The sequence below is a fragment of the Micromonospora sp. DH14 genome (assembly GCF_029809455.1).
Taxonomy (GTDB): Bacteria; Actinomycetota; Actinomycetes; order Mycobacteriales; family Micromonosporaceae; genus Micromonospora; species Micromonospora parva.
In genome coordinates this window covers 21,699-46,760 of the sequence record NZ_JARVKT010000041.1, presented here as the reverse complement: position 1 = coordinate 46,760, position 25,062 = coordinate 21,699, and the positions used below count along the sequence as shown (strand labels likewise).

General features: G+C 71.5%; 22 protein-coding genes. 2 read left to right on the top strand and 20 right to left on the bottom strand.

All coding sequences use genetic code 11. The annotated features are described in order from the left end of the window. Window positions 1-71: 71 nt before the first annotated feature. The 7 genes from QCZ28_RS31320 to efeU all read right to left on the bottom strand — a co-directional run bounded on the left by QCZ28_RS31320 (window position 72) and on the right by efeU (window position 8,665). Entirely contained in the window at window positions 72-779 is a 708-nt protein-coding gene (locus QCZ28_RS31320) for a ComF family protein (protein ID WP_279519971.1), read from the bottom strand. 4 nt (window positions 780-783) lie between these two features. Next, window positions 784-2,559 carry an LpqB family beta-propeller domain-containing protein gene (locus tag QCZ28_RS31315; RefSeq protein WP_279519977.1) on the bottom strand — a complete coding sequence of 592 codons (1,776 nt, stop codon included), beginning with the start codon at window positions 2,557-2,559 and terminating at the stop codon, window positions 784-786. Between the two features lie 32 nt (window positions 2,560-2,591). After that, a complete protein-coding gene (gene mtrB / locus QCZ28_RS31310; RefSeq protein ID WP_279519970.1) occupies window positions 2,592-4,379 on the bottom strand; it encodes an MtrAB system histidine kinase MtrB in 1,788 nt (595 codons plus the stop codon). A 12-nt stretch (window positions 4,380-4,391) separates the two neighbouring features. Next, complete coding sequence (gene mtrA, locus QCZ28_RS31305; RefSeq protein ID WP_030331519.1) at window positions 4,392-5,081, bottom strand: MtrAB system response regulator MtrA; 690 nt, start codon at window positions 5,079-5,081, stop codon at window positions 4,392-4,394. 225 nt (window positions 5,082-5,306) lie between these two features. Beyond that, entirely contained in the window at window positions 5,307-6,584 is a 1,278-nt protein-coding gene (efeB, locus tag QCZ28_RS31300; protein WP_279519969.1) for an iron uptake transporter deferrochelatase/peroxidase subunit, read from the bottom strand. Between the two features lie 25 nt (window positions 6,585-6,609). Next, a complete protein-coding gene (efeO, locus tag QCZ28_RS31295) occupies window positions 6,610-7,743 on the bottom strand; it encodes an iron uptake system protein EfeO (RefSeq protein WP_279519968.1) in 1,134 nt (377 codons plus the stop codon). 22 nt (window positions 7,744-7,765) lie between these two features. Beyond that, window positions 7,766-8,665, bottom strand: coding sequence for an iron uptake transporter permease EfeU (gene efeU, locus QCZ28_RS31290; RefSeq protein WP_279519967.1), 900 nt, complete (start codon window positions 8,663-8,665; stop codon window positions 7,766-7,768). A gap of 136 nt (window positions 8,666-8,801) precedes the next feature. Here efeU and QCZ28_RS31285 point away from each other — a divergent pair, with 136 nt between their 5' ends. After that, on the top strand, window positions 8,802-8,948 hold the full coding sequence (locus QCZ28_RS31285) for a hypothetical protein (protein WP_279519966.1): 147 nt from the start codon (window positions 8,802-8,804) through the stop codon (window positions 8,946-8,948). 170 nt (window positions 8,949-9,118) lie between these two features. On the opposite strand, the gene ahcY is transcribed toward QCZ28_RS31285, so the two are convergent. The 13 genes from ahcY to QCZ28_RS31220 form a co-directional block, all read right to left on the bottom strand. Continuing rightward, window positions 9,119-10,618, bottom strand: a complete 1,500-nt coding sequence (gene ahcY, locus QCZ28_RS31280) for an adenosylhomocysteinase (RefSeq protein WP_279519965.1) — start codon at window positions 10,616-10,618, stop codon at window positions 9,119-9,121. Between the two features lie 279 nt (window positions 10,619-10,897). Then, window positions 10,898-12,061 (bottom strand): mannose-6-phosphate isomerase, class I, encoded by a 1,164-nt coding sequence (gene manA / locus QCZ28_RS31275; RefSeq protein WP_279519964.1) that lies wholly within the window; start codon window positions 12,059-12,061, stop codon window positions 10,898-10,900. 3 nt (window positions 12,062-12,064) lie between these two features. Continuing rightward, window positions 12,065-13,072 (bottom strand): cation diffusion facilitator family transporter, encoded by a 1,008-nt coding sequence (locus QCZ28_RS31270; protein ID WP_279519963.1) that lies wholly within the window; start codon window positions 13,070-13,072, stop codon window positions 12,065-12,067. A 67-nt stretch (window positions 13,073-13,139) separates the two neighbouring features. Further along, a complete protein-coding gene (locus QCZ28_RS31265) occupies window positions 13,140-14,336 on the bottom strand; it encodes an SIS domain-containing protein (protein ID WP_279519962.1) in 1,197 nt (398 codons plus the stop codon). Further along, entirely contained in the window at window positions 14,333-14,518 is a 186-nt protein-coding gene (locus QCZ28_RS31260) for a Trm112 family protein (protein ID WP_030331539.1), read from the bottom strand. Before QCZ28_RS31260 ends, QCZ28_RS31265 begins: the two co-directional genes overlap by 4 nt. Window positions 14,519-14,579: 61 nt before the next feature. After that, on the bottom strand, window positions 14,580-15,965 hold the full coding sequence (locus QCZ28_RS31255) for a phosphomannomutase/phosphoglucomutase (RefSeq protein ID WP_279519961.1): 1,386 nt from the start codon (window positions 15,963-15,965) through the stop codon (window positions 14,580-14,582). Between the two features lie 70 nt (window positions 15,966-16,035). Beyond that, entirely contained in the window at window positions 16,036-17,091 is a 1,056-nt protein-coding gene (locus QCZ28_RS31250) for a hypothetical protein (protein ID WP_279519976.1), read from the bottom strand. Between the two features lie 286 nt (window positions 17,092-17,377). After that, entirely contained in the window at window positions 17,378-18,082 is a 705-nt protein-coding gene (nfi, locus tag QCZ28_RS31245) for a deoxyribonuclease V (RefSeq protein WP_279519960.1), read from the bottom strand. A gap of 116 nt (window positions 18,083-18,198) precedes the next feature. Then, complete coding sequence (locus QCZ28_RS31240; RefSeq protein WP_279519959.1) at window positions 18,199-18,447, bottom strand: hypothetical protein; 249 nt, start codon at window positions 18,445-18,447, stop codon at window positions 18,199-18,201. A gap of 181 nt (window positions 18,448-18,628) precedes the next feature. Next, window positions 18,629-18,946, bottom strand: a complete 318-nt coding sequence (locus QCZ28_RS31235; protein WP_279519958.1) for a hypothetical protein — start codon at window positions 18,944-18,946, stop codon at window positions 18,629-18,631. Further along, window positions 18,918-22,973 carry a toxin glutamine deamidase domain-containing protein gene (locus tag QCZ28_RS31230; RefSeq protein WP_279519957.1) on the bottom strand — a complete coding sequence of 1,352 codons (4,056 nt, stop codon included), beginning with the start codon at window positions 22,971-22,973 and terminating at the stop codon, window positions 18,918-18,920. The genes QCZ28_RS31235 and QCZ28_RS31230 overlap by 29 nt, the downstream gene beginning before the upstream one ends. Window positions 22,974-22,989: 16 nt before the next feature. After that, window positions 22,990-23,322, bottom strand: a complete 333-nt coding sequence (locus QCZ28_RS31225) for a hypothetical protein (protein WP_279519956.1) — start codon at window positions 23,320-23,322, stop codon at window positions 22,990-22,992. Further along, window positions 23,319-23,741, bottom strand: a complete 423-nt coding sequence (locus tag QCZ28_RS31220; RefSeq protein ID WP_279519955.1) for a YbaB/EbfC family nucleoid-associated protein — start codon at window positions 23,739-23,741, stop codon at window positions 23,319-23,321. Before QCZ28_RS31220 ends, QCZ28_RS31225 begins: the two co-directional genes overlap by 4 nt. Window positions 23,742-23,820: 79 nt before the next feature. Between QCZ28_RS31220 and QCZ28_RS31215 the strand changes: the two genes are divergently transcribed. Beyond that, on the top strand, window positions 23,821-25,062 hold the full coding sequence (locus tag QCZ28_RS31215) for an SUKH-3 domain-containing protein (RefSeq protein WP_279519954.1): 1,242 nt from the start codon (window positions 23,821-23,823) through the stop codon (window positions 25,060-25,062).

Below are 25,062 nucleotides of genomic sequence, written 5' to 3'. Positions count from 1 at the left end.
CCCATGTTGCCGAGACGGCCCAGAATTTTTCGCAGCTCATACACCAACGGGTGAAACGGAAACACGATCGGTTACGACTGGTGTCTTTTTTCGGTCGCCGCGAGCACTGCGGCGACGGTGGGCGCCCATCCCGTCGCGCTCAGCACTCCGCTCGCGGCGGCGAGGGTCACCCCGGTGGTGACGATGTCGTCGAGCAGCACCACGACCGGCGCCGGGCCCGCGGCACCACCCCGCAACGGCCCGGTCGAGCGAGGCTGGAAGGCCGCCCCGGCCGCCGCCGCCCGCCCGGCGCTGTCCAGGGTGACCGAGTCGGGCCGGGGCAGCGCCCGCAGCGGACGGTGCACCCGCGCCGCCCAACCGCCCCGGTTGAGCCGGGCCGCACAGTGCCGGGCCAACCGGTCGAGGTGGTCTCCGTAACGGGACCGGGCCGCCGCCGCGGTGTCCGGGACCGGAACCAACGCCAGCGGACGAGGCTCGCCGACGGCCGCCGCGACGACTTCGGCGAGCAGCGCGCCGAGCGGGCGGGCCAGGCCGTGTCGGCCGTGTTCCTTGTACGCCAGCAGAGCCTCCCGCAGCGGACCCGCGTACGAGCCGAGTGCGACGCAGGACGGCAGGCCCGGTGGGGCGGGGGTGGGGCGCACCGCCCGTGGCCGCAACTGGCTCAGCGCGGCGACGCAGGCGGGGCAGACCCCGTGCCGCAGGCCGGGGCGGCGCTCGCGACAACCGGCGCAGTCGGCGGGCAGCACCAGATCGGCGAGGTCCGCCCAGAGCCCGCGCACGGGGTCAGTAGAGGAAGAACGGGGCCGACGGGTTGCTCGGCCGCACGCCGGCCGGCACCGGGGCGATGCCGCGTACCTGCTTGGGCTCGATGCGTTCGAACGGGCTACTGCGGTAGGCCACCCCGTTCACCTCGTACATGTAGGCACCGCTGGGCGCCCGCACGCCGCGGTTGCTCGGGTACGCGGTCAGGTGGTTGACCTTGGCACCGAGGTCGGTCCGCAACGGCGTCTCCAGGGCGCCGTCGACGCTGATCTCGTAGATCGCCGGCTGGCCGACCGACCCGGCCACCACCAACTGGTCCTCCCTGCCCCAGTCGACCGCCGTCGGGTTGGTCAGCGAGGTGATCAGCTCTCGGGGCGGACCGATGGAGACCCCGCCGCCGTCGAGGTTGACAGCGGCGACGTAGAGGCGGCCGCCGGCGATCAGCGCCACCCGCTGGCCGTCCAACGCGGCAGCCACCGCCGTGACCTCGGCGGTGGGCAGGTTGAGCGGCATCTGATACATCCGCGCCGTCTCGTCGAACCGGTAGAGCTTCCCGTCGGCCACCACCAGGCCACGGCCGGGGCGGGAGTCGACCATCCGCAGCCAGACCGGCCGGCTGATCGAGGAGTACTCGGTGCTGCTGCGGCTGAGCACGGAGACCGGCTCGACGCCCGTGCCCACAGCGAGCCCGTAGCGGTTCTTGCTGCCGGTGACCACCATCGCGGCGAGGATCCGCCGGTCCTTGGCGAACCCGAGGCTGGCCGAGACGACGTTGCGGTTGACCTCGGGCGCCAGCGGCACGGTGCCGCTGGGCTCGCCTTCGAAGTCGAGCGGGTGGATCGCGCCGTCGTACACCCCGAAACGCAGGGGGCTGGCGGCGTGCGGGTAGAGCGCCTGGGAGTTCCGGCGCTCGGCCAGGTCCACCACCGGTTGCGCGTTGTTGCGGATCTTCAACTCCAGCTGGCCGGGCAGGTCACCCAACGACCAGGCGATCTGGGTGATCAACTGGTCGATGCCGTTCTGGTCGTCGCTGGGCATGTCCAGGTTGACCTCCCACCGACCGTTCCCACCGGTGGCATTGTTGATCAGCTCGGTGCGGTCCGGCAGCCCGACGACACCCGGGCGCAGCCAGTCGGAGGGACCGCCGACCAGCCACTTCACCACCTCGTTGACCCGCCGCTCGACCGGCACCGCCAGCGGTCGGTAGCGCTGGTCAGGCACCAGGCGGGTGCGGTCGGAGTTCCAGAAGTAGATCGTCTCGTCCTGGTAATACTGTCGGAGGGCGGTGTCGCTGAGCAGCAGCACGTTCGGCGGGTTGATGACGTACAGACCGGCGCGATCGTCGTCGACGCCGCCGTCGAACGACGCGCTGCGCAGGCCGAACTCGTACTCCGTCTCGGTCGCCACCGGCGGAGCCAGGGTGCCGTTGGCCCGCAGCACACCAACCTGCTGCACTGCGATCTTCACGGTCGTGGTCAAGTCTCTGTTGAGGGTGTAGACCGCCTCGCCCGGCCGGACCACGTTCAGCGCGACCTCGCTGCCCTTCTTGTCCTGCAGGCGGCTCTTGTCCTCCGGGGCGACGAACGCCTTGACCCGCTCGTACGCCCGATCCGGCTCGCCGGCGGCTGCGGACAGGAAGTTGCGGACGAACATCTCTTGGACGGTGCCGCTGGCGGTCCGCGTCGGTGGCTCACTGCCCCGACTGATCACACCGGCCTCGGTCGCGGCACCGCCCTTGCCGTCCACCCGCACGTCGGAGGCCGCCGGGATGCCGCAGCCGGCGCCCAGCAGCACCATCACGCCGAAGGTCCCGAGCAGGGTCGGCCGTCTCACGAGTGCACCTCCGTCCGCTGCCCGTCGCCGGCCGGAGCCGGACCGATCGCCAGTGCCCCGCCGGTGCCGGGACCGATGGCAAGTTGGCCGCCGTCACGGGGGCTGCCGTCGCGAGGGCTGCCGGTGCGGGGGCCGCCGAACGGCAGCGTCGCGTCGGCCGGCACCAGCCGCAGCGGCGAGGTGGTCAGCCGGTCGCCCGCCCGGGCCGGCAGGGTGAGCCGGAACTGCGCGCCCTGCCCGGGAGCGCCCCACGCCTCCAGCCAGCCGCCGTGCAGCCGAGCGTCCTCCAGGCTGATCGACAGGCCGAGCCCGGTGCCCCCGGTCTGCCGGGCCCGGGACGGGTCCGCCCGCCAGAACCGGTTGAACACCAACTTCTCCTCGCCCACCTTCAGCCCCACACCGTGGTCCCGGACGGTGATCGCCACGGCGGTCTCGTCGATGCCGAGGGTGATCAGCACCGGACGGGCCTCACCGTGCTCGACAGCGTTACCGACCAGGTTGCGCAACACCCGTTCGACCCGGCGCGGGTCGACCTCGGCGATCACCGGCGTGCCCGGCAGGTCGAGTTCGATCGGTACGCCCACCCGCTCGGCCAGCCCGGCCAGCCGGTCGACCACCCGGTGCACCACCGGCACCAGGTCGGTCGGCTCGGAATCCAGCATGGCGAAACCCGCGTCGAACCGACTGATCTCCAAGAGGTCGGTGAGCAGTTCCTCGAATCGGTCCAGCTCGGCCTGGAGCAGTTCGGCGCTGCGGGCGACCGCCGGGTCGAACTCGTCGCGCTCGGCGAAGATCAGGTCAGCGGCCATCCGGACCGTGGTCAGCGGGGTCCGCAGCTCGTGGGAGACGTCGGAGGTGAAGCGGCGCTGCAACCGGGACATCTCTTCCAGGCGCAGGATCTGCCGTTGCAGGTTGGTGGCCATCTGGTTGAACGACGCGGCGAGCAGCGCCAGGTCGTCCTCGCCGTTGACCACCATCCGCTGGTCGAGCAGGCCCGCGGAGAGCCGCTGGGCGGTGCGGGCGGCGACCCGGACCGGGTTGACCACCAGCCGGGTGACCAGCGCCGCGAGCAGGCCGAGCAGGATCACCAGGGCGACGCCGGTGGCCACCACTGTGGCTCGGGCGTCGGCGGCGGTGACGTCCTGCCGGCCCAGCGGGACCAGATAGTAGAGCTCGATCTGGCCGAAGCGGGTCGGCACCGGCGAGCCGTAGACCAGGTATTTGGTGGTCTCGCCGGTGAGTCGCCCGGTGCGGATCTGGCTGGCCACCTTGCCGTCGGCGATCGCGGCGCGCAGCTCGGGGCTGATCAGCGGCTGGACGTTCGCCGACGGGGAGGTGCGGGTCTGGATGTCGTTGGGGTAGTCGTCGGCGGTGATCGCCACCACCACCCCGCTGGTCTGCTGAGGGTCGCCGCCGGCCAGGTAGTTGACGGTGCCGTCGATGGTCTCCTGAAGCTGCGCCTCCTGCGGCTGCCCGTAGAAGGAGACCTGCTTGGCCGCGTAGCTGGCACCGCTGGTCACCCGCTGCCGGACGTCGCTGCGCGCGCTGTCGAGCAGGATGGTGGTGATCTTGTCAGCGATGAGGAACGCGAAGCCGCCGACCAGCAGGCTGGACGCGACGAGCGTGATGGTCACCACCCGGACCTGGAGCGAGCGGCGCCAGGTCTGGTGCGCCCGGCCCAGCACGCCCGCGACCCGGACACTCACCGCACGCCAGAGCTCCCCGGCGGCGCTGGGCCGGCGGGGCGCCGTACTCGGGGAGGGTGGCGGCGGCGAGGTTGACACAGTGCGACCAGGCTATCCGGTCCCCGCCTTGTAACCCACGCCCCGCACGGTGAGGATGATTTCCGGCCGCTCCGGGTCCGGCTCGATCTTGGCCCGCAGCCGCTGGACGTGCACGTTGACCAGACGGGTGTCCGCCGCGTGCCGGTAGCCCCAGACCTGCTCGAGCAGCACCTCACGGGTGAAGACCTGACGAGGCTTGCGGGCGAGCGCGACAAGCAGGTCGAACTCCAGCGGAGTCAGCTTCACCTCCTCGTCGTTGCGGCTCACGGTGTGCGCGGGCACGTCGATGGTGATCTGGTTGTCGGGCGGCCCGATGGTGAGCATCTCGGGGGCCACGTCCTCGCCTCGGCGCAGACGGGCCCGCATCCGGGCCACCAACTCCTTGGGCTTGAACGGCTTGACCACGTAGTCGTCGGCACCGGACTCCAGGCCGAGCACGACGTCCACGGTGTCGCTCTTGGCGGTCAGCATGACGATGGGCACGCCGGACTCCGCGCGGATCGACCGGGCGACGTCGATACCGCTCATGCCGGGAAGCATCAGGTCAAGCAGCACGATATCGGGACGACTGTCGCGAAAAGCGGCCAACGCCCGCTCGCCGTCCGCCACAAACGAGGGTAGGAAACCCTCACTGCGCAGCACAATTCCGAGCATCTCGGCGAGCGCGGGGTCATCGTCGACCACCAGTACGCGGGCTCTCATGGGATTAATATTGCATCCTCATTCAGTTCGGTGGGACCGGCGTCTGCCGGTACATGCTTCGCGCCGCCGGCAAACCGGGTGACCGCGGTCCGCGGCGGCGGCGCCACGTGCTGCGGTGCCCGGCGCACGGATGGCCGTGGTCAGGCTGCCACCATGATCCCCCTTTGGCTGCGCCTGGCGCCACCGCAGGCCGGGCCGATCCGATTGTCGCCATCCGGACGACGGTCAGCCGAACAGCCCACGCCCCCAGTAATCCCCGCCGTCGCGCACCCCGGGCGGACAGGCGAACACGCCGCTGGAGACGTGTCGCAGATACTCGTTCATCACGTCGTGCCGCGCCAACTGGGTCTGGATCGGCACGAACTGGCGGCGTGGATCGCGCTGGTAGGCGATGAAGAAGAGGCCCGCGTCGAGCCGGCCGAGGCCGTCCGACCCGTCGACGAAGTTGTAACCGCGGCGGAGCAGTTGGGCACCGCTGTTCCGGCTCGGGTGGGCCAACGCGACATGAGCGTGCTCGGCGATCACCGGCTTGCCGTCCGCGCCGCGCGCGGCGAAGTCGGGCTCGTCGAACTCGTCGCTCCGACCGAGTGGCGCGCCGCTGCCCTTGGCCCGGCCGACGATCTCCTCCTGCTCAGCCAGGGAGGTCCGGTCCCAGGTCTCCACCAGCATCCGAATCTTGCGGGTGACCAGGTACGAGCCGCCGGCCATCCAGGCCGGCCCGTCGCCCGGCTGCACCCACAACTGGTCACGCAGCAGGTCGGTGTCCTCGGCCTTGAGGTTGGCCGTGCCGTCCTTGAACCCGAAGAGGTTTCGCGCGGTGGCCTGGTCCCGGGAGGTTGACGAGGTACGGCCGAAGCCGAGCTGCGACCAGCGGACGCTCACCACGCCCATGCCGAGACGGGCCAGGTTGCGGATCGCGTGCACCGCCACCTGCGGGTCGTTGGCACAGGCCTGGACGCAGAGGTCGCCGCCGGAGAGCTGCGGCTGCAACGCGTCGCCGGGGAACCTCGGCAGCTCGGCAAGGGCGGCGGGCCGCCGATCGGCGATGCCGAAGCGGTCCCGGCCGTCGGAGTCGCGGAACAGCGTCGGCCCGAAGCCGATGGTGAGGGTGAGCTGCGAGGGAGGCAGGCCGAGCGCTTCACCGGTGTCGTCCGGTGGGGCCTGCGGCATTCCGCCGACCGCGCCCAGCACCCCGGCGTCGCGCCCCGCGGTCATCCGGGCGGCGGCGGCCGACCACTCCTCGAGCAGTTCGACCAGCCGGGCCCGATCCTTGGTGATCACGTCAAAGGCCACGAAGTGCAGTCGGTCCTGCGCCGGGGTGACGATGCCGGCCTGGTGCTCACCGTGGAACGGCACCGCCCCGGCCGGGTGGTCGGTCGCCGAGGCCGGGCCACCGGAGCCGTTCAGCAGTGCGCCCGCGCCGGCCGCCACCCCGGCGACCCCGGCCACCCCGGCGCCGGCCAGGGTGATCGCCCGGCGCCGGGTCAACCTGCTTCCGCTCATCGACTCGACTCTTTCTGCGTTGTGGTCACTTCGCGACGGCCGCGGCGACCTTGCTGATCGGCTCCGCGAGCGCGTTGATCCCGTCGGAGAGCTCCTTGAGCTCGGCCTTGCTCAACGCGGTGTGCAGCTTCCACCCGTCGCCGTCGCGGTGCTTGCCGAGCAGCCCTTCGACGTTGGCGAACTCGGTGTCCAGCTGCGTGACCAGCTCTGGCGAGCGCTGCTGCAGCGCGGGACGCAGGGCGGACACGGCCGCCTTGGAACCTTCGAGGTTGGCGGCGAAGTCCCAGAGGTCGGTGTGCGAGTAGCGGTCCTCCTCGCCAGTGATCTTGCCGCTGGCGACCTCGTCGAGCAGTTCCTTGGCACCGTTGGCGAGCTGGAGCGGGGAGAGCTTCTCGGCGTTCGCCTTGGCCACGATCTCCTTGACGTCGACCAGCAGGCGGTCGGCGATCGGGCCGTCCTTGCTGATGTCACCGGACTGCCAGAGGTCCTTCTCGATCCGGTGGAAGCCGGTGAACTCCATTCCCTCCTCGATGACTTCCTCGCGGCCGTCGATCTTGGGGTCGAGGTCACCGAAGATCTCGGCAACCGGCTCGATCCGCTCCCAGTAGGTGCGGGCGACCGGGTAGAGCGCCTTGGACTTCGCGACATCGCCGGCCTTGACCGCGCCGACGAACTCCTCGGTCTTGGCCAACAGCGCAGTGGTCTGGCTCTTGACGTAGCGCTGGTAGTTGGCGGTGGCGTCACCCAGCGCGGCGTCGGCGGTGAGCGGCTGCGCCGACCCGCTGACCTTGAGCGCGCCCCGGATGCCCTTGCCGCTCATCCCCGGCTTGCAGGCGGTCTGGTACGTCCCGGCCGGCAACTCCACGTGCAGCTCGCGGCTCAGCCCGGGGGCGATGTTCTCCACCTCGCCCATGACGCGGTCGCCGTCGGCGTACACGTAGAACTCGGTCACCTTCGCGCCCGAGTTGGTGATCTTGAAGGTGGCCGTGCCGGCGCCCAGGTCGGTGGTGCCGACCTCACAGGCGGTGTCGCTGGCCTTGACCACGATCGGGCCGACGGCCCCGGCCTGGTCGCCCTTGCCCGAGCCGGAGCAGGCGGTCAGACCGGCCGTTGCCAGCACACCGGCGGCGGCCAGCGCGAAGAACTGGGTGGTACGCATCTGGGCTGTCTCTCCTCGTGGGTCAGGCGCGCTGCGGCGTGGACGCCGCCTCGGCCTCGGCGCTGGTGTCGGCCCCGCGCCCGGTGACGGTGGTGGTGGTCACGGTGGGTGCCGGCTTACGCCGGGCCGGTCGCAGGAAGAGCAGGAGCACCGGTACGGCGTACCCGACCCAGGCGATCGTCTCCAGCACGGTGGGCGCGGGAGTCACGTTGAACATGCCGGCGAGCACTGCCGCGTACCAGGTGCTCGGGTCGAGCACGCCGGTGATGTCGAAGGCCAGGTTGCTCAGGCCGGGAAGGACGCCGGCCTCCTGGAAGTCGTGCACGCCGTACTTGAGGATGCCGGCGGCAACCAGGATCAGCAGCGCGCCGGTCCAGGTGAAGAACTTGCTGAGGTTGATGCGCAGCGCGCTGGCGTAGAGCAGCACGCCGATGACCACGGCGGTGACGATGCCGCCGATCAACGCGAGCAGCGGCCCGCTGTCGCCGGCCGCGCCCTGGGCCGCCGAGTAGAAGATCAGCGCGGTCTCCAGGCCCTCGCGGATCACGGCGAGGAAGGCCATTCCGGCGACGGCGAGGGACCCGACGGCCAGGGCCTCGGTGAGCTTGCCCCGCAGCTCGCCGGCGATGGTCCGGGCGGCCCGGCGCATCCAGAAGATCATCCAGGTCACGAAGACCACGGCGGCGACGGAGGTGATCGCTTCGAACAACTCACGATCGCCGGAGCGGGACAACAGCGAGGTCGACGTGTATTCGATCAACCAGCCGAAGAGCACCGAGAGCGCCACGGCCAGGCCGACACCCGCCCAGACCTGCGGCAGTCGGTCCCGGCGCTGCGACTTCACCAGGAAGGCGACCAGGATGCTGACCACCAGAGTGGCTTCCAGCCCTTCCCGCAGGCCGATCAGATAGGTGGCGAACATCCAGGCTCCGAGTAGTTAGGCACGCCTTTGCTTACTTAGGGCAGGCATACCTTCCTCCCTGCTCAGGGCCCCCGTCAAGTCGTTCACGACAAGCTCACCCTGTCTGCAACGAGCTTTATTGTGCGAAGATCGCGCCGTGAGGGGACTCCTGCCGTGGTTGACGGTGCTGGCCGTGGTGCTGCTGCTCAGCGCACTACGCCTACGGGCACTGGCCACCCTCGTCTCGCTCGGCTGGCTGGCCTGGTGCCTGTGGACCTGGTTCCGCCCGACCCGCAGCGACTGACCCCACCCCGCCCGCCCAGCCCGGCGATCTTGCACTTTCTGCTGCGGCATACCGTGTCAAAAGCCGCGCAACTCCAACCGGAACTGCAAGATCGCGGAAACGGAGGGACCGGCGGCGGAGACGCCGAACCGGGCCGGCTGCGAACAGCCGACCCGGTTCGAACGTGTCGATCAGTAGCGGTAGTGGTCCGGCTTGAACGGACCCTCCTGGGAGACGCCGAGGTAGTCGGCCTGCTCCTTGGTCAGCGTGCTCAGCTTGGCGCCGAGCGCGCCGAGGTGCAGCCGGGCCACCTTCTCGTCCAGGTGCTTGGGCAGCACGTAGACGCCGATCGGGTACTCCTCGGTCTTGGTGAAGAGCTCGATCTGGGCGATCGTCTGGTTGGCGAACGAGTTCGACATGACGAAGCTCGGGTGCCCGGTCGCGTTGCCCAGGTTCAGCAGGCGACCCTCGGAGAGCACGATGATGGCGTGCCCGTCGGCGAAGCGCCACAGGTCGACCTGCGGCTTGATGTTGATCCGCTCGACGTCGGAACGCTTGGCCAGCCCGGCCATGTCGATCTCGTTGTCGAAGTGGCCGATGTTGCCGACGATGGCCTGGTGCTTCATCCGGGCCATGTGCTCGTTGGTGATGACGTCGAAGCAGCCGGTGGCGGTGATGAAGATGTCGGCCTGCTCGACCACGTCGTCCAGGGTGGCGACCTGGTAGCCGTCCATCGCCGCCTGCAATGCGCAGATCGGGTCCACCTCGGTCACCACGACCCGGGCACCCTGGCCGCGCAGCGACTCGGCGCAGCCCTTGCCCACGTCGCCGTAGCCCATGACGACGGCCATCTTGCCGCCGATCAGCACGTCGGTGGCCCGGTTGATGCCGTCGATGAGCGAGTGCCGGCAGCCGTACTTGTTGTCGAACTTGCTCTTGGTCACCGAGTCGTTGACGTTGATGGCCGGGAAGAGCAGGGTGCCCGCCCGGTGCATCTCGTAGAGCCGGTGCACGCCGGTGGTGGTCTCCTCGGTCACGCCCTTGATACCGGTGGAGATCCGGGTCCAGCGCTGGTTGTCCTCGCCGAGCGAGCGGTGCAGCAGTTCGAGGATGACCGCGTACTCCTCGGAGTCGGCGGACTCGACCGGCGGGACCACCCCGGCCCGCTCGAACTCGGCGCCCTTGTGCACCAGCAGGGTGGCGTCGCCGCCGTCGTCGAGGATCATGTTGGGGCCCTGCCCGTCCGGCCAGTCGAGCACCTGCTCGGTGCACCACCAGTATTCCGGCAGGGTCTCGCCCTTCCAGGCGTACACCGGGACCCCGGCGGGCGCCTCGGGGGTGCCGTTCGGGCCGACGACGATCGCCGCGGCGGCGTGGTCCTGGGTGGAGAAGATGTTGCAGGACGCCCAGCGCACCTGCGCGCCGAGCGCGACCAGCGTCTCGATCAGCACGGCGGTCTGGATGGTCATGTGCAGCGAGCCGGTGATCCGCGCGCCGGCGAGCGGCTGCGCCTCGGCGAACTCCCGACGGATCGCCATCAGGCCGGGCATCTCGTGCTCGGCGAGTTGGATCTCTTTACGCCCGAACTCGGCGAGCGACAGATCCGCCACCTTGAAGTCGCCGTCCGCGAGCGTGCTCGGCCGGGCCTCGGACGGCGTGCCGCTGGCGGACGCCGGGAGGGTGCTGGTCATGAAAGCTCCTGTCGAACGATGTCTGCGCCGACCCTCCACCTTACGCGCGTCGGCGACGGGCCTCAGGCACGGTCCGCGGACAGCGCACGGGGCGGTCGGTGATGGACGGACCTTCCCGCCATCTCCCGCCCGCCCCGTGCATCCCCCCGGTTTGGTTTCCCCCGCACGTTCTCGGACCGTCGTCGCGATAACGCTGCGTACTCATAGAGTCACACTCAGCCAGGATGACGTCAAGCCATTCCGGGAAAGTCGGACTTGTGTCGTTGCTCGGCGAGCGGGTCAGCGCAGCCCGGACGTCGCCACGTACGCCATACCGGCACCGTCGATCCGCAGCGGCGCATCGGACGCCGTACCGATCGCGGCCTCACCGGAGACCAGCGTCAACGCGCCGGCGCCGTCGTCCACGGTGATCGCGCCGCCAGCACAGAGCACCACCCGGGGGCCCGGCAGCGGCAGCGACACCGAGGGCACCGCCGCGTCGACCCGCACCCGGTGCAGCGCGAAATCGTCCACCGGGACCGGCCACCAGTCCACGCCCGGACCGACCGTCTCCGGGGCCCGCACCGGATCGTCGAGCACCTCGAAGCGCAACACCCGCAACAGCTCGTCGACGTCCACCCGCTTCGGCGTCAGGCCGCCGCGCAACACGTTGTCGCTGGCCGCCATGATCTCCACTCCGCAGCCGCTCAGGTAGGCGTGCAGGTTGCCGGCGGGCATCCAGATCCCCTCCCCCGCCACCAGCCGCACGTGGTGCAGCAGCAACGCGACCAGCGCGCCCGGATCCCCCGGGTATGCCGTGGCCAGCCGGCGGACCAGCTCCGCGTCCGGGCCGTCGGCCGGAGCCGCCACCACGGCGGCCAGCAGCTCGTGACGCTGGGCGACCGGCCAGCCGAGCAGCGTCCGCACCGCCGTCCGCAGCCCCGCCGGCCCGGCCCGCAACGCGGCGACCACCGGCGCCAACGCCGGTACGCCGAACGCGGCGAGCGCCTCGGCCGACTCCGCCGGATCCCGGAACCCGCACAGCGCCTCGAACGGGGTGAGCGCGACCAGCAACTCCGGCTTGTGGTGCGGGTCCACGTAGTTGCGCTGCCCGTCAGGACGCCCCGACTCCGCCGCGAAGCCGGCCCGCGCCTGCTCGGCGTCCGGGTGGGCCTGCAGGCTCAGCGGGGCGTCGGCTGCGAGCACCTTGAGAAGGAACGGCAGCCGACTGCCGAACCGCTCGGACACCCGCTGACCGAGCCACTGGCCTGGCTCGTCCCGCACCAGATCACAGAGGCTCACCCGCAGACCGGCGCGATCCACGCGGGCCGGGGCGCCCGGGTGCGCCCCCAGCCACAGCTCCGCCTCCGGGCCCGCGCTCGGCACCGAGCGCCCCTGGAGGAGAGCGATGGCCGAGCGCGAACCCCAGGCGTAGTCCCGGATCGGCCCGTACAGTGGCTCCACCCGTCAGCCCCCGGACCGCCCGGCCGCCTCGCCCGACGCGTCCTGTGGCTGCGGCACGGCGGTGTCGGCGGCGGCACCGGTCCCGGCCTTCGCGGCAGCGACGCTGTAGACGTCCGGCTCCAGATAGATCACCCGGGCGATCGGCACCGCGGCCCGGATCCGCGCCTCCACGGCGTTGATGCCGCGCGCCAGGTCGTGGGCGCTCTCCCACTTCGGCACGGCGATCTTCGCGGCCACCATCAGCTCTTCGGGGCCCAGGTAGAGCGTCTTCATGTGGATGATCCGCTCCACCTCGGGGCCGTCGGTGACGGCCCGCTCGATGACGGCCACGTCGGACGCCTCGGCGCCCTCACCGAGCAGCAGGCTCTTCGTCTCGATGGCGAGCACGACCGCGATCACGACCAGCAGGATGCCGATCATCGCGGTGCCGGCGGCATCCCACTCGCCGTTACCGGTGATCAGCGTCATGGTGACGCCGAACAGGGCGAACACCAGGCCGATCAGCGCGCCGAAGTCCTCCAGCAGCACCACCGGCAGCTCCGGCGCCTTGGCGCGACGGATGAAACGCACCCAGGACTGGTTGCCCCGGATGTGGTTGGACTCCTTGATGGCGGTCCGGAACGAGAACGACTCCATGATGATCGCGGCCACCAGCACGGCCACCGGCAACCACTGCCAGGACTCGATGCCGCCCTTGTGATGCCACTTGTGGTACGCCTCGTAGAGCGCGAACAGGCCACCGATGCTGAACAGCACGATGGACACGATGAACGCGTAGATGTAGCGCTCCCGGCCGTACCCGAACGGGTGTTCCGGGGTGGCCGCCCGCTTCGCCCGCTTGCCGCCGAGCAGCAGGAGGCCCTGGTTGCCGGAGTCGGCGACCGAGTGGACCGCCTCGGCCAGCATCGACGACGAGCCGGAGAGCAGGAACGCAACGAACTTGGTGACGGCGATGCCGACGTTGGCCAGCAGGGCGGCGACGATCGCCTTCGTCCCCCCGTTGGCGCTCATGCCGCCGCTCCGCTTCGCCACACGAAGCCGACCGGTCCGCGCATGGCGCGCCGCCCCCTACGTTCGTTCACTGGTTCGACAGCTCCTTCATCTCGGTGATCGCCGGAACGGCCATCGGGTCCAGCCCGTGGGCCAGCGCAAGGTAGATCGAGGCGAAATCCGGGACGGCGATCAGCGACGCCAGCCGCTCCAGGGCGGAACCGCCCTCGGCGGTCACCACGTCGCAGCGCACGCCACGACGCTCCGCGAGGGTCTGCACCGCGTCCGCACGGCGCTCCTCCACGGCGAGCGGCTCGTCGGTGTCGTCCTCGGCGTTGAGCCCGCCGTCACGCAGCAGCACCAGCCGCAGCCGGGTGCCCTCGCCGTCGTCCTCGGCCGGGTCGGCGAAGATGTCCCGCTCCCCCTCGGCCAGGCCGCCGAAGACGCCGTCGAGCAGCCCGACGCGACCCCGCCCGGCCTCACCCAGCGCCCCGGTGACCACCGGGTAGCGGGCGTTGGCCGACAGGGTGTCGCCGAACCGGCGGGCCGCCACCGTGGCCAGCGGGGACGAACCCCACACGATCGGGATCGAGCCGGCCAGACCCAGCGCCAGTGACTTCGCCGGGTTGACGAAGGACTCGGCGGTGGACCGGCAGCGGTCCGCGTCCGCGTCGAGCCGGGCCGCGGTCTCCGCCAGGTCCGCCTCGTTGACCTTCACCAGCCCGAGGGAACGGGCGGCGAGCAGGACGGGCACGGTGAGCGCCCAGAGGCTGGCCCGGGCCGGGGCACGCCGGGGCACCGGGATGAACGGCGCCCGGGCCTGCTCGGCGATCGACTGCAACCGCGAGTCCGGAGCACCCACGGCGACGAGTCGGGCGCCACGTCGGTGGGCCGCCTCGGCGGCGCCGAGCGCCTCCGGGCTCCGTCCGGACGCGCTCACCGCGATCACCACGTCGGCAGCGCCCACCCAGCCGGGTACGCCCGCGGAGCGGTGCCCGATGATCGGGACCGGGCAGCGGGGCCCGGCGACAGTGGCCAGCACGTCCCCGGTACGCCCCGCCGTGCCGATGCCGGCGATCACGACGGCTCGGGGCCGCCCGTCGTCGGCGAGCACGGCAAGGTTCGCCTCGGCCGCCAGCGCGGCGCTCTCCCGAACCTGCGCACCGGCCGACGCCGTGTGCCGGAGCATGCCGCCGGGGTCGGCCTCGGCCAACGCCTGCGCGTTGTCGAGCAGGGCCTCGTCGGCGTCGCGGCGCCCGCTGACCCCGGCCGTACCGTCGATCATGAGGGCTGCCCGGGGCCGCCGCGCGCCTCGTCGAGCAGCAGCACCGGCACGTCGTCGCGGACCTCGAAGATCCGACCGCACTCCGTGCAGGTCAACGTCTGCGCCTCGGCGTCATAGCTGAGCGGGGCGTGGTGCGTGTCCGGACAGGCAAGGATCTCGAGCAACTGCGGATCCAGGGCCATGGCACGGCTCCTTCCACGTGTGCGGCTTCACCGACGGCGGTGCCGACCGGCGCAGGCGATCTTATCGGCGAACGCGGCCGAGCACGTCGTCCCGGAGCGAGACCATCCGATCCCGGGTCGGCGCCTCGACGTTGAGCCGCAGCAGCGGCTCCGTGTTGGAGGCGCGCAGGTTGAACCAGGCGCCGTCGGGGAAACGCAGAGTGAGCCCGTCCATCTCGTCGGCCACCGCGTCGGGGTACGCGGCGCGCACCTCGGCCACCGCGGCCGCCTGGTCGGCCACCGTCGAGTTGATCTCACCGGAGGCGACGTAGCGCTCGTACTCACCGGCCAACACGGACAGCGGCAACGACTGCTCGCCCAGCGCCGCCAGCGTGTGCATCGCCGCCAGCATCCCGGTGTCGGCGAACCAGAAGTCCCGGAAGTAGTAGTGCGCGGAGTGCTCCCCGCCGAACACGGCGTTGGTGCGGGCCATCTCCGCCTTGATGAAGGAGTGCCCGACCCGGGCGACGACCGGCTTCCCGCCATGCTCGCGGATGATCTCCGCGACCGCGCTGGAGGTGATCAGACCGTGGATCACCGTGGAACCGGGGTGCTTGGCCAACTCCCGGGCGGCGACGAGTGCGGTGATCGCCGACGGTGAGACCGGCTCGCCGCGCTCGTCGATCACGAAACACCGGTCGGCGTCACCGTCGAAGGCCAGGCCGACGTCGGCCCCGTGCTCGACCACCGCACGCTGCAGGTCGACCAGGTTCGCCGGGTCCAGTGGGTTGGCCTCGTGGTTGGGGAAGGTGCCGTCCAGCTCGAAGTAGAGCGGCACGATCTCCAGCGGCAGCGGCGACAGGGCCGCGTCACCCAGCACCGTCGGAACGGTGAAGCCACCCATGCCGTTGCCGGCGTCGACGACCACCTTCAACGGGCGGATGCCCGAGAGGTCGACCAGCTTGCGCAGGTAGCCGGCGTAGTCGGGGAGCAGGTCGCGCCGCTCGGCGGGCCGGGTCGGCGCACCGGCGGAACGGGCGTCGCCCGAGTCCAGCATGGCCTGGGCCCGGTCCCGGATCTCGGCCAGACCGCTCTCCTGGCCGATCGGGCGGGCACCGGAGCGGCACATCTTGATGCCGTTGTACTGCGCGGGATTGTGGCTGGCCGTGAACATCGCGCCGGGCAGGTCGAGCGAGCCGGACGCGTAGTAGAGCAGGTCGGTGGAGGCGAGACCGATCTCGATCACCGAGCGCCCCTCGGCGCGTACGCCGGTGGCGAAGGCGGCGGCCAGGCCGGGCGAGGTGCCCCGCATGTCGTACCCGACGACGACCGCGTCGCCCGGCTCGTCGGTCGAGCTGAGCAGTTGGGTGAACGCGGCTCCCAGTGCCTCGGCGACCCGCTCGTCCCACTGGTCCGGCACCGTCCCGCGGACGTCGTACGCCTTCACGATCTGGGACAGATCAGACACGTGTTCCACTCCTTGGCCGCAGGTTAGACACCGATCCTGAGCCTAACGGAGGGGGCGGGTCGTCCTCCGCTCAGCCGGGGAGCCGGGGTATGAACACGGTGTGGCCGCCGCCGTCGGTGGGCGGGTCACCGGGCAACGGACGACCGTCGGGCCGGCCCGGCATCGGCTGCGTCGCCTCCGGGGGCGCGGCAGGGGTCTCCGGCCGGGCACCGTAGACCCCGCCGGTAGCGGGACGCGGTGCGGGCACCGCACCCCAACCGGCGGCCGGCGGCTGCTGGCCGTACACCTGACCGGGGCGACCGGGCGCGGCCGGCAACCCACCCCCGGCACGGTAGGTGGTGCCGCCGGGGTTGCCCGGCAGGATGCCCGGCCCGTCGTCGGACGGCTTCCGGTCCTGCCGCGAGCGACGGATCAGCAGCACGATGAGCAGTAGTCCGACTGCCACCAACACAATGCCGATGAACATCACTGGTGAACCTCCTCCGGACGATTCGGCGGCGGTCGCCCTGGTGTTGGGCGCGCTGGACAACGCCGCCGGGTTCACCGCCTCGTCGACGGTCGCGACCTCGGACGGGCTCGGGGTGGGCGTCGGCTTCGTCGACCGCGACGGAGTCGGCGACGGGGTGACCCGCGCGCCGGTCAGCCGCGCCGCGTCGGTGGCGTGACCCAACGTCTGGCCGGCCGCGCTGATGCCCGCACCGGTGACCACGAGTCGGCCGCCCGGCGTACCCGCAGCGAACGCCACCCGGTAGCGCACCGTGATGCCCTTGCCCTTGCACAGCGTCGGCTTCGCTGGTGACGTCTGCGCGGTCGACACGTTGCCGCCGCCTCCGCTGACGGCCACCGGGAACCAGCGCCCGCCCGCGTTGACCTGGACCTTCACCTGGTTCGGCTGAAGACCCTCCATCGTGAAGCCCAGCGCGGTACGCAGCAGGACGCACCCGTCGGTGCGCTTGCGCACCGCGACGTTCACCCCCTGTGCGGAACCACCAGCGGCGAAGCTGCTGGCCGCGCCCACCCGGACCGAGTCCTCGTCGGCCAGCGCCGGCGACGCACCGAGCAGCACCAGACCGCCTGCCAGACCGCAGACCGTCGCCAGCCGTGCCACGCGTCGACGCACTGTCATGATCACCTCGCCGTCCTCCCCGGGTGGGGTCCGCAGGTCAGGCTACTACCGGCCGGCCCACCCCATCGGTCATAGAGCGGCCCGGATGTGTGCGGCGTTACGGTTTACCGCCCGCCCCACCGGCCCGGCTGACCAGCCGATCAGCCCGCCGGTCCGGGCGTCAGCCGGCCTGCTCCGGCCCGGTGGCCCGCCTCTGCGTCAGCCGGCCCGCTCCGGCCCGGTGGGCTGGGCTGCTCCCGGCATCAGCGGGCCCGCTCCGCCCCGGTGGGCCGGGCTGCTCCCGGCATCAGCCGGCCCGCTCCGCCTCGGCGAGGGCGTCGCGGCACAGTCGGTCGGCGGTGCGGGTGGTCTCCGGCAGGCGGTAGCGCGGGGTCAACGCCAGCACCTGCGCTGTCGCGTTCTCCAGGCTCATCCGATGCCCGACGCTGACGAAGACCGGCTTCACCCCGTCCCGGGTCCGCAGCACCCGGCCGACGACGTCACCACCGTCCCGCAACGACGACCAGGAACCCCGCTCGGCGGACGGCGGATCCCACGTCCCGACCAGCGGCGTCTTCCCCACCCCGATCGCGGGCAACCCGGTGACCACCCCGAGGTGGCACGCGAGCCCGAACCTGCGCGGATGGGCCAGCCCGTGCCCGTCGCAGACCAGCAGGTCCGGAATGGTGGTCAGGCGGTCGAGCGCATCGAGCAACGCGGGCACCTCACGGAACGCGAACAACCCCGGAACGTAGTCGAACGCGGGTCGCCCCACGCCGACCGCGGAGTCCACCACCGCCAGGGTCCGGGCGTCCAGGACCGTCACGGCCGCCGCCAGCAGGTCACCATCCTCGGCGTACGCGACGTCCAGGCCGGCCACCGTCGCGGGCGCGCTCGGCCCCGGCCCGACCAGGTCCACCAGAGGCCGCAACTCCTCCTGTACGGCCACCGCCTCGGCAACACTGCCCGGCGCCACCGCCCCCACGCCCGCCGTGCGAGCTGCGTGCGGCACGCCCGCTGCGTGCGGCACGCCCGCTGCGTGCACGGCCCGCCATGATCCACTCGACATCATGAAAGTCGGGCTATCCCCCGGACTTGGATGCCCCGATTTCAAGAAACCGGAGTCGATCACCCTCGACCCGACGCATCGCCGCCACCTCCGGCAGCCCTGCCGTGCGGGCCGCCCCGGGCACCGTCGCCGTCGGCCCGACCCCTGATCAAACCCAGGCCGAGCGCGACAACAATGCCGGTGGCGACACCGAAGGCGACCCCACCCTTCGCCCCGAACACCGGAATGCCGACAGCCAGGCCGACCAGGATGCCGACCGGCCAGGCCCAGACAGTCGACCTGATGCCCTTCGTGCCAGATTTCGCCATGCGTCGATCTTATTCGGCGCCACCAGTGCCCTGCCCCACCAAACGCGGCTTCCAGCCGGACGACGCGCGGTCAGGCAAGCCCTCACTCGTCACGACCCTCTCGACCCACCGCCCGACCCATGCGCACCGCTGTCGGCCGGGATCCCGGCCCGCCTCGACTGCCTGCTCATTCGCACACCAATCACTGTCGACCGGATGGCTGCGGGCCGCCCGCGCTGGGGTCGGGCACGAACATGGCTCGGATGTCGTCCTCGTCGGGCAGCGCACGACCCCCGCTGACAGTCTCAGCCACTCTCTCAGCCGTCGCCCGATCAACGGTTTCGAAACGGTCCATGTTTCGATAGTCGTTGACAAAACGCACGACGAGCGCTGGATCGAAGGCCCAGCGTCCGCTGCGGTGATCCCAGAGGATCGCGTTACCTGCGCCTACATCCATGACGAAGAGCCCGGCTGGCCCTCCGACCCTCTCGTCATTCCGGTAGATCACGTAATACGTCAACAATCTCTTTCTCCAACTTGGTGACGACGTCCGCCGCAATGGGGAAATCGGAAGAGCTCAAGCCCAAATCGTGCACTACCTGGGAAAAGCTGATCCCTTGACGGTCGAGCCACGACCGATACCTCGGCCAGGCATCTCCGCTCTGGCTCAACCACTTGGCAAAGCTCGCGTCCTTCGTCGGGAACTCTGCGGCCAAGCCGTCCGGAACGGACTCCGACATCCGGCGCTCACGGTTCGCCGCAAGCATCCGCAGGAAGGCGTGCACATGCTCCTCCGGCCGGTTCGAGACCCGGCGCAGGATCTCGTAGTCGCCGTGGGTCCGCATCCACGCCTCCCGCGAGTCACGTGTGTGCAACTGCAGTTCGACGAGGAGCCCGTCGGGAGTGCGGAGGGTGCAGTTGAATCCGTAGAACCTGTTACCCGCCCGCCAGAAGTTCTTGAGATCCGGCCTCGGGACGGAGAATCCCGCGTCGGTGAGGCCCGCGAGCACCAACTGAACGCCCCGCAGGTAGTTCGCCCCGGGTGGCATCTCGAACAGGAACCGGAGGACGTCGTTCACCGTCTGCGAGAACTCCTCAACCCCAATGTTCGAGCCGCGCGCCTCATCGACGAACTTACGTGCCAGCGAACCCAGCCCTTTGACGCGAGCGGCGCGGTCGCGCAACTGCACCGGCTCTTCAAGACTCAGGCTCTCTGTCACGTTACGCCCGACCTGATCTAGAGCCTCTTCGACTCGATCGGCGGCCATCAGGGCGCGCTGCCGAAGCTCGGTCAGAGCGGCCAACTCGCCTGCGGTCAGTTGCGCCAACTCGTCGGCTGGATCACCCCGCTCGTGTGCGGCAGTCGGATCTCCGGCTGGCCCGTCCGGGTGTTGCGCCGAGCCAGGGCCGTCGAGGAGCAGGTACATCCGGTTGATGTACGGGTCGCCGTGCCCGCCGTCGTCGTACGTCGGTGGGTGATCCGGCAGGTCGGGCCGTTCGCTGAACCGGCCCCGGGGCAGGCCGCCGAGCGGCATCGGTCGGCCGTCCCCGCTCAGCACCAGCGCGTCGATGCCAACCACGTCCGGGTAGAGCGGCCGGTCCCGGACCGCGCCGTTCTGCGGGTCCACGTAGAGAATCGTGCCGTTCTGGTTGAGCGCCACCCAGGCGTGCGAACCACCGTGTGCCCACTCGGTGACCAGGAACGAGTAGCTGCCGTGGCCGCCCAGCAGCAGTTGGTCGTGCAGGTTGCGGTAGCCCCGGTCGGCGGCCTGCCGCGCCTGCGCTGCGTCCGTTCGTTCGCCGGACGTCGGGGCGACGAGTTGTTGGAAGCGCCCGCCGGTCACGTCCTCGACCCGGCCGGGGCCGCCTGCCTCGCCACGGATGGGACGCCTGATGTCGCCGTCGAGGTAGCCGTCGAAGGTGCGCGGTGCCGAGACGCGGGGTCGCCCGTGCACCCAGGTCTCGAAGAGCGACAGCGTGCAGTCCAGGCAGTTGATGCCCCGGGTGGCGTCGGCGGCGGGACCGCCGTCGTTGAGGAGCCGGAACCAGCCGCCCTGCCGGGGGTCGGCGGTGCGGATGACGGTGCCGTCCGGTTCGCGGGGCATCTGCCGTTCCACGTCCACCTGGTGCAGGGCGAGCGGTGGACGCAGTCCTCCGGGCTGCCCGTACGGCCGGGAGTCGTCGATCGGCGGCGGATCGTCGTCGCCGGTGAGCCTGGACGGGCCGGCGGTCTCCACCGCCCCGAGCGCGAGCGCGCCCACATCCCGGTTGGCGTACTCGAAGGTGACGCTGACGTCCACCACCGACGGGGCCGCGCTGCCGGCCAGCACCGCGTCGGCCAGGTCACGCCATTCGGCGTACGCGCGGGCCTCCTCGTTCGCGGCGCGCTGCCATCCGTCGGCCCAGAGCCGGTTGCCGGCCTGGTGCAGTTGTCGGGCGTAGGTGGCGTACTCGACGGTGCGACGGTCGTGCTCCACGGCGCGGGTACGCAGGCGGGCGGCTTCGGTCTGCCGGCGGTTGGTCTCGAACCCGATGCGCAGTGATTCGTAGTGGTCCTGATAGCGCCGCCGCTCGGCGGCTTCCGCCGCGGCGGCCCACTGCGCCGCGTACGAGTCGTCGGGGTCGGGATCGTGCACCGACGGGGCACCGAACGCGGCCACGTCGACGGGGACCGACGCCCGTCCCCGGGCCGGATGCTCGGGTGCGCGCACCGGTGCCGGTGTCTCCCGCGTCGGGGCACGCGGCGGCACGGCGGATCGACCCACCACCGCCGGGGTGGGGGCGACCGGCGGCGACGTGTTGGTGGTGCTCGGGACGCCGTAGGTGACCGGCGTCGCGAGGCCGGGGGTGAGCGTCGGTGCGGAGGGGCCGGTCGTCGGAGACCAGGCGTTCGGCCCTGAGGGAGTGACGTGCGGCGAGTTGCCGGGGTGCGGCGGGGCTCCACCGGTGGCAGCCGGGCCACCGTTCGGCTCGACAGTGCCGGCAAGCGGCGCGGCCGAGAGCGTGGGGTCGGCCATGGCCGGGTGCGGTACGCCCACTCTCTCCTCGATCGGCCCGGGAGTGGACGGCGCCGCCTCGGTCGGCAGTGCCGACGGGTCCATCTCGGACACCACACCGACCGGGACCGGTGCCGACGTCTGTCCGTCGGGCGTGACAGGTGACGCCGACGACTGCTCGGCGCCCGGGGACGTCGGCACAGCCGGCTGGTCCGGCGACGACACGTCGACGGTCTCCGTGGCCTGCACGGGCACGACCCCAGCCGTAACCGGACCACCCGAAGCCACACCATCGGCAGCCACCGAGGACGCGGCGCCCACCGCAGACGGCACCGCCGCCGCCTCAGCAGCAGTCCCCGCCGAGGACGGCACCGCGGCCGAAGAAGGCATCTCCGTCACAGAGAGCCCCGCCACAGAGGGCACCGCCCCCGTAGACGCGGCATTGACGGAGGAGGACGCCCCCGCAGAGGCCACATCCTCCGCATCGGGCAGCACCGACGGGAGGGATGGACCAGCGAGCGATGCTCCCGCCAGGGCATTCGCCTGGGCGTCGAGCCGGGCGCGTAGCGCGTGGTCGGTCTGGCCGGTCGCCGAACCGGTGGCCCCGGACGCGGCGGCGCGCGCCACGTCCTCCATCGAGGTCAGGCCCTGACCGGTGGCCAGGCTCGCCGCGCCCTCGGCGAGCACCTCGCCGGTCATCTCCCGCCCCAGGTGCTCCCCGACTCGCGCCGCCCGCCCGGTCGCGTGCCGGCCCAGGCCGGCCAGCGGGGCCACCGCCCCGCCGGCGAGCCCACCGACCGCCGAGGCGCCGAGATCGGTCAGGTCCAGGCCGTGGGCCCGGCCGGTGGAGTTCTGGTACGCCTGGGTGGCCAGGGTGACCCCGGCCTCCTCGGTGGCCTCCTCCAGCCCTTCGCGGGCGGCCCGCTTGGCGAACCCGCGTGCGCCCCCTCGGGCGACCTCCTTGGCGGCCCGTTCGCCGGCCTCCTTGAGCCCGTGTTTGAGGGATTTGCTGGCCAGTTGGCCCATCAGCCGCTTGAAGATCTGGTGAACCAGCAGCCGGGTGGCGGTGATCGCCGCGCCGGCGGCCGGGGTTGCGGCACCGGCGGTCAGCACCGCCGCCACCGCCACGGTGAGCAACTCGATGACCAGGATGCCCAGCTCGATCCAGACTTCCAGCTTGGCGCCCTCGATGTCGCACCCGCACTCCTCGACCAGTCGGCCCAGGTCGGCCGTGACGGCGAGCAGTACGGGAAGCGGCGCGTCGGTGTCCTCGGCGAGCCTGCGCCAGGCCGCCTCGAACGCCGCGCCGACAGCTCCGACACCGCCGTATCCGCTGTGCACCTCGGCGGCGGCCGTGGCGGCGTCGGCGTGCGGCCCGGCGAGCACGGAGGCGACCGCGTACCACTGGTCGGCAACGTCCCACACGGCCCGCTCGTTGCCCTCCGGCCACTGCACGCCGACCACCCAGTCGAGGGCCTCGTAGATCCAGCCGGGCACGTCCCAGGGAGCGTGGTCCAGTGGGTGCGGGATGGGGCTCGGCAGCACGCTCATCTCAGATCGCCGGTTGTCAGCGCCGGTCGGCGGCCCGACCGAGGCGGGTGGCGTTGGCGGCGTCGGTCTGCACGCTCGCGTCGACGGACTGGACCACATCGCCGCCCAGTTCGGTGAGCCGGTGCCCGACGCCCGCCCAGGCGCGCAGCACGGTCTGTTCGAACCCGCGGTAGTTGCGCTCGAAGGCGGCGCCGATGTCGTCGCGCCCCCAGGGCCGGGCACCGCTGGCGGTCTCGATGGCGCCCCCCTCCGCCGCACGACGGGCCGTCACCGCCTCGCCGGCGAGCGCCAGATCGGCACCGCCCCGGCGGGCCCGGGACGGATCGAGCCAGAGCTGCCCGTCGGTCATGCCGTCGCCTCACCCTTGCCGAGGACGGCGTCGGCCCGACCGAGCAGCGTGGCGTAGTCGCCTGTCCTGAGGAAGTCCATGGCCCCGGAGCCGGCCGGCATGCTCTCGGCGACGAGGTCGCTGGTGGCGTCGGCGGCGGCGGTCGCGGCGGCCCGGATCGTTTCGGTGATTTTTTGGCCGAGCGCCAGGGCGTCCCGGTCCCGGTAGATGGCGGTGGTCAGCTCGACCTCGATCAACTGGCCCTGCGCGCCGACGGTCGCCGTCACCTGCCCGTCGGCCGACCGCCGGGTCACCCGCAGCGCTTCGAGCCGCGCCTGAAGGGTGTCCAAACCGGACCTGAGCTGCTGGTACTGCCCATAGATGTCGTCGAATCGGGCCCGTAGCTCGCGATTGACGTCCCGGTCCGCCTGTGCGTCCACCGCCGCCCCTCCCGTCACCGTCGGTAGAGCGAAACGATACCGGCTGCCATCGATCCGTGTAGTCCGGTAGTTTCAATGCGTGATCGACCGTCAACAGGCCGAGCAGCTCGCCGCCACCTGGGCCCGCCGCGACTCGCAGCGGCTCGGCCACGAGTGCAGCGCGATGGTCGACGAGTTCGACCTGGGTTACGTCATCACGTCCGTCGTGCCCGGCGAGGTGCGCACGGTGCCGGGCGACCTGCCGACGACGGTCATCGACAAGCAGACCGGCACTGTCACCACGTGGCCCCGGGTGCCGAGCACCGTGGTGGCGGAGATGTACCGGCGTAGCCAGCCCGACGGGCCGACCGCGCCCAGCACCGTCGACCCGTCGACGGTGCTGCTGCGGGAGATAAGCCGGGGCGTCACCCCGAACACCGCCGCGCACCTGACCATCGACGGACGGATCTGGACGGCCCAGGGCACGAGGGCCGACGTGCCACTCAACCACCACCCGCTGGTCCGCGACTATCTGGCCCAGCTGCCTCCCGGCGAGCTGGTGCGCGGCGGGGAGGCTCACGCCGAGCTGATCGTGGTCTCCGACGTCCTGCACGAGTACGACCACCGCCGCGCCGCCGAGGGCATCGCTCCGATGGGGAGGGCCGAGGCGGCGGCGCTCCTGGGCAAGGCCCGCTTCGAGATCTTCCGGATCCGTGAGCCGGGTGATCCCGCCGGTGGGCCGGCCGATCGGCCCTGCGACTCGTGCGTCGCCTTCCTGGTCCGGGCGAACGTCCTGCCGGAGTCGGCCCGCGCCTTCACCGAAACCTGGACCGCGCCGGAGGCGCCTGATCCCGATCCTGGGCGCTTTCCCCCGGCGGTCGCCAACGCGCTGGTCGCGGCCGGGTGGCGACCACACATCGGCGACCAGATCATGGCCGCTGCCGCCGTACGGGACGTCACGTCGGTGCCGGGGCGAAACCATCGGCACGAGGTCTTCCCCGCCGCCGTGGAGGCGCTCACCGCGTTCCCCAGTCTGGTCGGGGCGCGGCGCGGCCGGGGCGAGCAGGTGTGGATCTCACGGTTCGACATCCGTCCGCACGCCATCGCGCACACCGCCGACACCCTCGCGGACTTCGGCGCGGTGCTCGGTGTGCGCCTCTTCCCGATCGGCACCGAGCAGCAGGACAGCATCCTGGCGGTGGACGAGCGCGGCCGGGTGTTCGCGCTCGACCAGTCCGGCGAGTGGTTCCTCGGCGACACCGTCGACGCCGCGCTGACCGCCCTGCTGCTCGGCCGCGCCCCCGCCCGGGTGGGCGACGACGGCACCTGGCAGGCCGACTAG

What these genes read in the sequence shown, in the direction of transcription:
- QCZ28_RS31315 (WP_279519977.1), bottom strand. Translation starts at nt 2,559, where the DNA reads ATGGTGCTGCTGGGCGCCGGCTGCGGCATCCCGGCGGCCTCCGACGTG.
- mtrA (WP_030331519.1), bottom strand. Translation starts at nt 5,081, where the DNA reads ATGAGAGCCCGCGTACTGGTGGTCGACGATGACCCCGCGCTCGCCGAG.
- efeB (WP_279519969.1), bottom strand. Translation starts at nt 6,584, where the DNA reads ATGAGCGGAAGCAGGTTGACCCGGCGCCGGGCGATCACCCTGGCCGGC.
- efeO (WP_279519968.1), bottom strand. Translation starts at nt 7,743, where the DNA reads ATGCGTACCACCCAGTTCTTCGCGCTGGCCGCCGCCGGTGTGCTGGCA.
- efeU (WP_279519967.1), bottom strand. Translation starts at nt 8,665, where the DNA reads ATGTTCGCCACCTATCTGATCGGCCTGCGGGAAGGGCTGGAAGCCACT.
- ahcY (WP_279519965.1), bottom strand. Translation starts at nt 10,618, where the DNA reads ATGACCAGCACCCTCCCGGCGTCCGCCAGCGGCACGCCGTCCGAGGCC.
- QCZ28_RS31270 (WP_279519963.1), bottom strand. Translation starts at nt 13,072, where the DNA reads ATGAGCGCCAACGGGGGGACGAAGGCGATCGTCGCCGCCCTGCTGGCC.
- QCZ28_RS31265 (WP_279519962.1), bottom strand. Translation starts at nt 14,336, where the DNA reads ATGATCGACGGTACGGCCGGGGTCAGCGGGCGCCGCGACGCCGACGAG.
- QCZ28_RS31260 (WP_030331539.1), bottom strand. Translation starts at nt 14,518, where the DNA reads ATGGCCCTGGATCCGCAGTTGCTCGAGATCCTTGCCTGTCCGGACACG.
- QCZ28_RS31250 (WP_279519976.1), bottom strand. Translation starts at nt 17,091, where the DNA reads ATGACAGTGCGTCGACGCGTGGCACGGCTGGCGACGGTCTGCGGTCTG.
- QCZ28_RS31240 (WP_279519959.1), bottom strand. Translation starts at nt 18,447, where the DNA reads ATGGCGAAATCTGGCACGAAGGGCATCAGGTCGACTGTCTGGGCCTGG.
- QCZ28_RS31230 (WP_279519957.1), bottom strand. Translation starts at nt 22,973, where the DNA reads ATGAGCGTGCTGCCGAGCCCCATCCCGCACCCACTGGACCACGCTCCC.
- QCZ28_RS31225 (WP_279519956.1), bottom strand. Translation starts at nt 23,322, where the DNA reads ATGACCGACGGGCAGCTCTGGCTCGATCCGTCCCGGGCCCGCCGGGGC.